The organism is Streptomyces sp. NPDC006265 (assembly GCF_040613555.1).
Taxonomy (GTDB): domain Bacteria; phylum Actinomycetota; class Actinomycetes; order Streptomycetales; family Streptomycetaceae; genus Streptomyces.
Window position 1 is genome coordinate 1 of the sequence record NZ_JBEXSH010000413.1, and the last position, 7,770, is coordinate 7,770.

The 7,770-nt window shown below is 71.7% G+C and carries 8 protein-coding genes, 1 tRNA gene and 2 pseudogenes; 2 read left to right on the forward strand and 9 right to left on the reverse strand.

Annotation, left to right across the window (positions count from 1 at the left end):
* Nucleotides 1–4: 4 nt before the first annotated feature.
* The 7 genes and pseudogenes from ABZ281_RS28580 to ABZ281_RS28610 all read right to left on the reverse strand — a co-directional run bounded on the left by ABZ281_RS28580 (nt 5) and on the right by ABZ281_RS28610 (nt 2,146).
* Complete coding sequence (locus ABZ281_RS28580) at nt 5–298, reverse strand: hypothetical protein (protein WP_356660023.1); 294 nt, start codon at nt 296–298, stop codon at nt 5–7.
* A complete protein-coding gene (locus ABZ281_RS28585) occupies nt 288–563 on the reverse strand; it encodes a hypothetical protein (protein ID WP_356660025.1) in 276 nt (91 codons plus the stop codon). The genes ABZ281_RS28580 and ABZ281_RS28585 overlap by 11 nt, the downstream gene beginning before the upstream one ends.
* A 263-nt stretch (nt 564–826) precedes the next feature.
* On the reverse strand, nt 827–988 hold the full coding sequence (locus tag ABZ281_RS28590; protein ID WP_356660027.1) for a hypothetical protein: 162 nt from the start codon (nt 986–988) through the stop codon (nt 827–829).
* Nucleotides 989–997: 9 nt separating this feature from the next.
* Nucleotides 998–1,189 (reverse strand): hypothetical protein, encoded by a 192-nt coding sequence (locus tag ABZ281_RS28595; protein ID WP_356660035.1) that lies wholly within the window; start codon nt 1,187–1,189, stop codon nt 998–1,000.
* On the reverse strand, nt 1,186–1,524 hold the full coding sequence (locus ABZ281_RS28600; protein ID WP_356660037.1) for a hypothetical protein: 339 nt from the start codon (nt 1,522–1,524) through the stop codon (nt 1,186–1,188). The genes ABZ281_RS28595 and ABZ281_RS28600 overlap by 4 nt, the downstream gene beginning before the upstream one ends.
* Before the next feature lie 79 nt (nt 1,525–1,603).
* Nucleotides 1,604–1,861, reverse strand: a pseudogene (locus tag ABZ281_RS28605) (cbb3-type cytochrome c oxidase subunit I); the annotation flags it as partial.
* An 87-nt stretch (nt 1,862–1,948) separates the two neighbouring features.
* Nucleotides 1,949–2,146 (reverse strand): hypothetical protein, encoded by a 198-nt coding sequence (locus ABZ281_RS28610; RefSeq protein ID WP_356660029.1) that lies wholly within the window; start codon nt 2,144–2,146, stop codon nt 1,949–1,951.
* Nucleotides 2,147–2,391: 245 nt separating this feature from the next.
* Between ABZ281_RS28610 and fdh the strand changes: the two genes are divergently transcribed.
* Entirely contained in the window at nt 2,392–5,652 is a 3,261-nt protein-coding gene (gene fdh, locus ABZ281_RS28615; protein WP_356660031.1) for a formate dehydrogenase, read from the forward strand.
* Nucleotides 5,653–5,664: 12 nt separating this feature from the next.
* Here the strand turns inward: fdh and selD are convergent, their stop codons facing one another.
* Nucleotides 5,665–6,693: a selenide, water dikinase SelD gene (selD, locus tag ABZ281_RS28620; RefSeq protein ID WP_356660033.1), complete on the reverse strand. Its 1,029-nt coding sequence runs from the start codon at nt 6,691–6,693 to the stop codon at nt 5,665–5,667.
* A 47-nt stretch (nt 6,694–6,740) separates the two neighbouring features.
* Between selD and ABZ281_RS28625 the strand changes: the two genes are divergently transcribed.
* Nucleotides 6,741–6,834, forward strand: a tRNA-Sec gene (locus ABZ281_RS28625).
* Between the two features lie 40 nt (nt 6,835–6,874).
* Here the strand turns inward: ABZ281_RS28625 and ABZ281_RS28630 are convergent.
* Nucleotides 6,875–7,537: pseudogene (locus ABZ281_RS28630) on the reverse strand (SelB C-terminal domain-containing protein); the annotation flags it as partial.
* Nucleotides 7,538–7,770 lie beyond the last annotated feature (233 nt).

The window sequence follows — 7,770 nt, forward strand, 5'->3', positions numbered from 1 at the left end:
AGCGTCAGGGCCGTCCCGACCAGGCGAAGCGCCACTTCCGCCTGGCGGCCGCGCTGGATCCGAATCCTCCTTCCTGCGCGAGGAGGGTCCGCAGTCCGTCCCGGGCGACCGCGGCGAAAGTGACCGTGCCACCGGCGAGGGTGACGGCCATGCCGTCGCGGAGCACGCCCGCGAACCAGGTCGGCAGCAGCCGTCCGGGCAGCCCCACGTCCTCCAGTCGCGCCGCGAGTGGGCTCATGTCGGTCACCGTCTCGTCGACGTCGAGGACGAGGACGCTCGGCCGAAGGTCACCGGGCATGGGTGTCACCATCCGTCGGTGCGGTGACGGGGTCCGCCGCCAGCCGCTCCTCCCGGTTGACCCACTCCCAGGTGAGCGCCGCCGCGAGGACCCCGATCGGCAGCATGGCCACGATCATGGTCAGTCCCCCGGCCGAGTGCCCCGCCGCGATGACGCCGACCGCGGGCAGGTCCAGCAGCGGCGCGGCCAGGAACAGGTAGAGGCAGCGGCCGACGTCGCCGAGGCGGTGGCGGGTGCGGGCCAGCACGGGGATCCAGAAGAGCACTCCGGCCACGATCAGGACCGGCTCGCTGACCCAGGGCCCACCCTGTCGGCACGGCGGGGATCAGCTCCCCGAGCACGGCCCAGGCGTGCGCCGCCAACAACAGTGACAGGGCGATGCCCGGGTGCACGCTCACCCGCTCCCACCACGGCGACCGTCGCCCGCCCCACCCCACTGCCGGCAGCACGACCGCCAGGACGAGACCCGAGCAGGCCATCATTACCACGGACGACAGCCCGCCCGTGTGCGTGGAGTGGTGCACAGCCTCACTCCTCCCTGGGGGTCGTGCCCCGCACGGCCATCACGGCCGCCGCTGCGAGCAGGGGGACGGCGACGACCGGCAGCCACAGGCCGTAAACGAAGGCCAGCGCGACGAACGCACCCCCGAAACCGGCGGGCACCGCCGCGGCGGCCCCGTGATCCGGCACCCCGGTACCTCACCTGTTCCTCGGCGCCCGAGCGCGAGGAGGCGAGCACCGCGAGGAGGCGAGCAGTTCCAGCAGCGCCACGACGCCGCCCCACAGCCAGAAGACCAGGGAGTTCTCGCCGTAGACCGCCAGGACGGACAGGAGTACGGCGTTGAGTCCGCCCCAGCCCGCGACCACCAGGAACGAGACGTGCCGCCTCACGATCCGTTCCCCTCCGCCGCCGGGGACGCCTTGCGCGCGTCCCGCTGCCGCAGGTCGAGCAGCGGGGCGAAGCTGGTGACGGGAGGCACCGGGTGGTCCGGGGTGAAGTTCAGCCGGGGCGGCGGCGAGGTGGTGGCCCACTCCAGCGTGTGCGCCTCCCACGGGTCGTCGCCGGCCGGCTCGGCACGACCCAGTGCCTTCTTCCGCAGGGCCCAGAGGATGTTCACGATGAACACCGTCATGGCCGCGGCGAGGAAGGCCGCGCCGCAGCTGGACAGCAGGTTCAGTGTGCCGAAGCCGTCGAAGGACGCGTAGGTGACGACGCGGCGCGGCATGCCCAGGTAGCCGAGGGCGAATCGGCAGGAAGGCCAGGTTGGTGCCGATCACCAGCAGCCAGAAGTGCAGGCGGCTCAGCCGCTTGCTCGGCATCACGCCGGTCACCTTCGGGAACCAGAAGTAGACCACGGTGAAGAGACCGAAGGCGCTGCCGGCGAACAGCACGTAGTGCAGGTGGGCGACGACGAAGTAGCTGTCGGTGACGTGGTAGTCGATCACCGGGGTGCCGACCATGATGCCGGTGAGTCCGCCGATCAGGAACTGCGGGATGAACGCCAGCGCGAACAGCATCGGTGTGGGGAAGCGGGGTCGGCCGCCGGCGATGGTGCCGACCATGGCGAAGTACTCCACTCCCGCGGGCACCAGCAGGGCGAGCGCAGCCGGCCGTCTCGTGCTCCCGGTGGTTCTGCCACGCCGTCCAGGTCACCAGGCCCACGGCGATCGCGGCCAGCGCACCCACGTAGAACGCTTCCCCAAACGGGGCCTCTCCGGTCGTGGCGAGGCGGTGAACCGCCGGCCCGCCCGCCGCCGGACCGCCGCGTAGCCCAGCAGGACGAACACCACACCGGCGATGAGGGATTCCAGGGCGAAGACATGGCCGAAGATGTCTCGTGGCCTCACGGCGCCGCCCTTCCGGTTCCATGACGGACCCCGACAACCATCCGATCACTCCTGTCACACTGCTCGGGACCGACACCACCCGGACATTACGGTCATGTCGTAACGGCCCCGTGGGCTGACACACCGCCCCCGGGGTCCCCTGCCATCCCTCCGTCAATCCTCGGCAGGGCCCGTTTGGCCGGGCGCGCGGCGGGTACTCCGCTGCCGCTGAGAGACCGCACCGGCACCACCGAAGGGCGGAGGTCATGGGCGTGCGCACCTGGATCGATTCCTGGCCGGTCTACCGCCAGCTCAAGGGCACCGACCCTCTGGGTCGGGGGGCCGCCGTCAAGAGCGAGGCCACCGCGCATCTGACTCCCCGGGTCGCGAGCGCCGACCGGGTCGTGAAGTCGGTGTGCCCGTATTGCGCCGTGGGCTGCGGCCAGAACGTCTACGTGGAGAACGAGCGGGTCACTCAGATCGAAGGCGACCCCGACTCCCCCGTCTCCCGTGGCCGTCTGTGCCCCAAGGGCTCGGCCAGTCTGCAGCTGACGACCGGAAGCGCCCGCGAGCATCACGTCCTCTACCGCCGCCCGCACGGCACCGACTGGGAACGGCTGGACCTGGACACGGCGATGGACATGATCGCCGACCGGGTGATCAGGGCCCGTCGCGCCGGGTGGCAGTGGGAGGTCGACGGCATCCGCACCCGGCGCACCCTCGGCATCGCGAGCCTCGGCGGAGCCACGCTCGACAACGAAGAGAACTACCTGATCAAGAAGCTCTTCACCGCTCTGGGCGCCATCCAGATCGAGAACCAGGCGCGTGTTTGACACTCCTCCACCGTTCCCGGTCTGGGAACCTCGTTCGGCCGCGGCGGCGCGACCACCTTCCAGCAGGACCTGCAGAACTCGGACTGCATCGTCATCCAGGGCTCGAACATGGCCGAGTGCCATCCGGTCGGCTTCCAGTGGGTGATGGAGGCCAAGGCCCGCGGAGCGAAGGTGATCCACGTCGACCCGCGCTTCACCCGCACCAGCGCGCTGGCCGACCTGCACGTGCCGCTGCGCGCGGGCACGGACATCGCCTTCCTCGGCGGGATCATCAACTATGTCCTGCACCACGAGAAGTACTTCCGTGACTACGTCGTGGCCTACACCAACGGCCCCGTGGTACTGCGGGAGGACTTCCGTGACACCGAGGACCTCGACGGCGTCTTCTCCGGTCTCGACGCCGACAGCCGCAGCTACGACAACGACAGCTGGCAGTACGAGGGCACGGAGGTCCAGGCGGCGTCGGGCCAGCGCGACCAGGAGTACGAGGAGCGCACCGACGGCGGCAGTTCTGTGTCGGAGGCAGGGCGCGGCGAGGCCCACGGCTCGGGCGGCGCCGCCATCGGCGAGGGCGAGCCCGACCGCGACGAGAGCCTTCAGCACCCGCGCTGCGTCTTCCAGGTGCTCAAGCGGCACTACGCCCGCTACACGCCGGAGCTGGTCGAGCGGATCTGCGGGGTGCCGCAGGACCTCTTCCGTCAGGTGTGCGAGCTGGTCACGGACAACTCCGGGCGCGAGCGGACCACGGCCTTCGCCTATGCGGTGGGCTGGACCCAGCACACCGTGGGCGTGCAGTACATCCGCGCGGCAGCGGTCCTGCAGAGCCTGCTCGGCAACATCGGCCGGCCCGGCGGCGGGATCCTCGCCCTGCGCGGGCATGCGTCCATCCAGGGCTCCACGGACATCCCGACCCTGTTCAACCTGCTGCCCGGCTACATTCCGATGCCGCACGCCCACAAGAACGAGGACCTGGACGCCTTCGTCCAGGCCGAGGCGGCGCACAAGGGGTACTGGGGCAACATGCGCGCCTACCTGGTGAGCCTGCTGAAGGCGTACTGGGGCGACGCGGCCACCGCCGACAACGACTTCTGCTTCGGCTACCTGCCGCGCCTGACGGGCTCCCACTCCACCTACGAGACCGTGATGGCCCAACTGGAGGGCCCCTGCAAGGGCTACTTCCTCATGGGCGAGAACCCCGCCGTCGGCTCCGCCAACGCCAAGATGCAGCGCCTGGGCATGGCGAACCTCGACTGGCTCGTCGTGCGCGACTTCTCCCTCATCGAGTCGGCCACCTGGTGGAAGGACGGCCCGGAGATCGAGACCGGTGAGCTGCGCACCGAGGAGATCGGCACCGAGGTGTTCTTCCTGCCGGCCGCCGCGCACACCGAGAAGGACGGCACCTTCACCAACACCCAGCGCCTGCTGCAGTGGCACCACCAGGCCGTCGAGCCGGCCGGCGAGGCCCGCAGCGACCTGTGGTTCACCTATCACCTCGGGCGGATCGTCCGGGAGAAGCTCGCCGGTTCCACCGACCCGATGGACCGGCCCGTGCTCGACCTGACCTGGGACTACCCCACCAAGGGTCAGCACGCCGAGCCGGACGCCGGGACGGTCCTGGAGGAGATCAACGGCCGTGCGTCCGACGGCAGTCCGCTGGCCTCGTACGAGCAGCTCAGTGACGACGGCTCCACCGCGTGCGGCTGCTGGATCTACTGCGGTGTCTTTGCCGACGGCGTCAACCAGGCGGCGCGCCGCAAGCCGGGTGAGCAGCAGGACTGGATCGCGAACGAGTGGGGCTGGGCCTGGCCGGCCAACCGCCGCATCCTGTACAACCGTGCCTCCGCCGATCCGGAAGGCAGGCCGTGGAGCGAGCGCAAAGCGCTGATCTGGTGGGACGGCGAGAAGGGCCAGTGGACGGGCCACGACATCCCCGACTTCAAGCCGGACAAGTCGCCCGACCATCAGCCCCCGCGGGACGCGACCGGGCCCGAGGCGCTCTCCGGCACGGACGCCTTCATCATGCAGGCCGACGGCAAGGCATGGCTGCACGTGCCCGCCGGACTCACCGACGGCCCGCTGCCGACGCACTACGAGCCGCAGGACTCGCCGTTCCCCAACCTCCTGTACGGGCAGCAGCGCAATCCGGTACGGCAGTTGATGCCGCCGCACCCGGACAATCGCTACCAGCCCAGCGGCGGGGAGCCCGGCACGGAGGTGTTCCCGTACGTGGCGACCACGTACCGGCTCACCGAGCACCATACGGCGGGCGGCATGTCCCGCTGGCAGCCCTATCTGGCGGAGCTGCAGCCGGAGTTCTTCTGCGAGGTGTCGCCCGAGCTGGCCGCCGAGCGCGGTCTCGAGCACACCGGCTGGGCGATGATCGTCAGCGCCCGGGGGGTGATCGAGGCGCGGGTGCTGGTCACCGACCGCGTGCCGGCCCTGACCGTGCACGGACGCACCCTGCACCAGGTGGGGATCCCCTACCACTGGGGGCCCAACGGCTACAGCACGGGCGACGCGGCCAACGAACTGCTGCACATGTCCCTCGACCCCAACACCCACATCCAGGAGACCAAGGCATTCGCCGTGGACATCCGGCCGGGACGCCGCCCCAAGGGGCCGGCTGCCGTGGAGCTGGTGAAGGTCTACCGGGCCCGGGCGGGCATCGACGAGCACACGGGCAGGGAGCTCTGACCGGCGCGGGACTCAGCGCAGCAGCACCGAGTGCGCGCCGCGCGGGACGAGTTCCCCCACCACCGGCGCGCCCGGCACCTCCCCAGCGACGAGCAGCCCGCCCGAGGTCTGCGCGTCGGCCAGGAGGAGACGGGTGTCGGCGTCGGTGGTGCCGAAGTCGGTGAAGGGTGCCACCCAGTCCAGGTTCCGCCGGGTGCCACCGCTGACGTACCCGTCCCGCACCGCCTCCCGGGCCCCGTCGAGGTAGGGCACGGCGGCGGTGTCCACCACCGCGGTGACCTCCGAGGCCCGGGCCAGTTTGTGCAGATGGCCCAGGAAGCCGAAGCCGGTGATGTCGGTGGCGCAGGTCGCCCCCGCCGCCAGGGCCGCCGCCGACGCCTCACGGTTGAGCGCGACCATGGTGGCCACGGCCTGCTCGAACCGCTCGCCGGTGGCCTTGTGGCGGTTGTTCAGCACGCCCAGGCCGAGGGGCTTGGTCAGCGACAGCGGCATGCCCGGCCGGCCGGCGTCGTTGCGCAGCAGGCGTGCGGGATCGGCCAGGCCGGTGACGGCCATGCCGTACTTGGGTTCCGGATCGTCCACGCTGTGCCCGCCGCCCATGTGGCAGCCCGCCTCGGTGGCGACGTCGAGGCCCCCGCGCAGCACCTCGCGGGCCAGGTCGAAGGGCAGGACGTCACGCGGCCAGGCCAGCAGGTTGACGGCGAGGACCGGACGGCCGCCCATCGCGTACACGTCCGACAGGGCGTTGGCCGCGGCGATGCGTCCCCAGTCGTAGGGGTCGTCCACGACGGGCGTGAAGAAGTCGGCGGTGGACACCACGGCCTGGGCCGGCGCACCGCCGTCCCGCGCGGGCAAGGTGACGACCGCCGCGTCGTCACCCGTGGCCAGCCCGACCAGCAGAGGGATGTCGCTGCCGGTGGTGACGGGCTGGGTCAGTCCGCCGAGCACGTCCTCCAGTTCACCGGGTGGGATCTTGCAGGCGCAGCCGCCGCCGTGTGCGTACTGGGTGAGTCGTACGGCGGCTTCGCGGGTCGAGGTCATCGCGGGTCTCCTTTGGCGTCGATCGCCCTTCGGTTAGCCTGTCGTGCGGAGGCGTGTGGGTGCCTGGTGGCCCTCCCGGTCTTCAAAACCGAGGTGCCCGAGGATCTCGGGCAGGCGGGTTCGATTCCCGTCCGCCTCCGCTTCCGCTTCCCACGGCGGCCCGGCACCGCCGGCGCTGCTCGTCCACGCGCTCCGTGTACCCCCGGGCGTCCAGGAACTCCAGCAGCGGTACGGCCACCCGACGGGTGGTGTCCAGGGCCCGGCGCGCCTCGCTGACGGTGAACGGCTCGGGAATCCCGCGCAGTACGGCGGCGGCCCGCACATCGGCGTCCGGGAGCAGGACGATGCCGTCACCGACCCGCAGCAGCGCGCCCGCGGACACGGCGGCGGCGACCGTCTTTCGGGTGAGGCCCAGTGCGGCCAGCCGGTCGGCCTCGGGGGCCCGGAACGGGGCCCGCGCCAGCTCGCGCCGCACGGCATCGACGGCCGCCCGCACGGCCGGCGGCAGGGTCGGCCCGACGTCTCCCGGGCAGTACAACCGGCCCTGCCGGTGCTGCACCTTTCCCGATGTCTCGGCGAGCGCGTCGACCAGGGAGCGATCGGGCAGGCCGAGCAGCCGACGGGCCGCCTCGGTCGGCAGGCCGGGCTCCAGCGGGTGCTGTGCCGCGTGGCGCTCCACCTCGGCCGCCACGCGCTCCCTCAGCGCCGCCCAGTGGTCCGGGTCGGCCAGCCAGTCGCCGGCGACCGGCGCGGTGGGGGGCGGCACTCCCATGGCGAGCAGCTCGGAGCGCTGCACGAGTCTGCGCCGCCGCAGTTCGCCGAGGCCGTCCGGACGGCCGGTCATGCCCGCCAGTTCGGCCGCCCTGCACCGGGCCGATCCTCGCCGGGTCAGCTGCGGCGGACGGACGTCCAGCACGGTCACCCCGCACGGTGGGCGCCGTCCGCCCGGTTCCCGAAGGACCGCCCGATCGCCGACCCGCAGGGGAAGGGGGCGAGCGAGGGTCAGCCTCGCCGTGTCGTCGCCGAAAGGGCGTACAGTCACCGGCACGGCGGCGGTACCGATGTGCAGGGTGACCG

Bases quoted from the DNA above. Each gene is read 5' to 3' on its own strand.
- ABZ281_RS28580 (WP_356660023.1), bottom strand. From the start codon at position 298: ATGCCCGGTGACCTTCGGCCGAGCGTCCTCGTCCTCGACGTCGACGAG.
- ABZ281_RS28600 (WP_356660037.1), bottom strand. From the start codon at position 1,524: ATGCCGCGCCGCGTCGTCACCTACGCGTCCTTCGACGGCTTCGGCACA.
- selD (WP_356660033.1), bottom strand. From the start codon at position 6,693: ATGACCTCGACCCGCGAAGCCGCCGTACGACTCACCCAGTACGCACAC.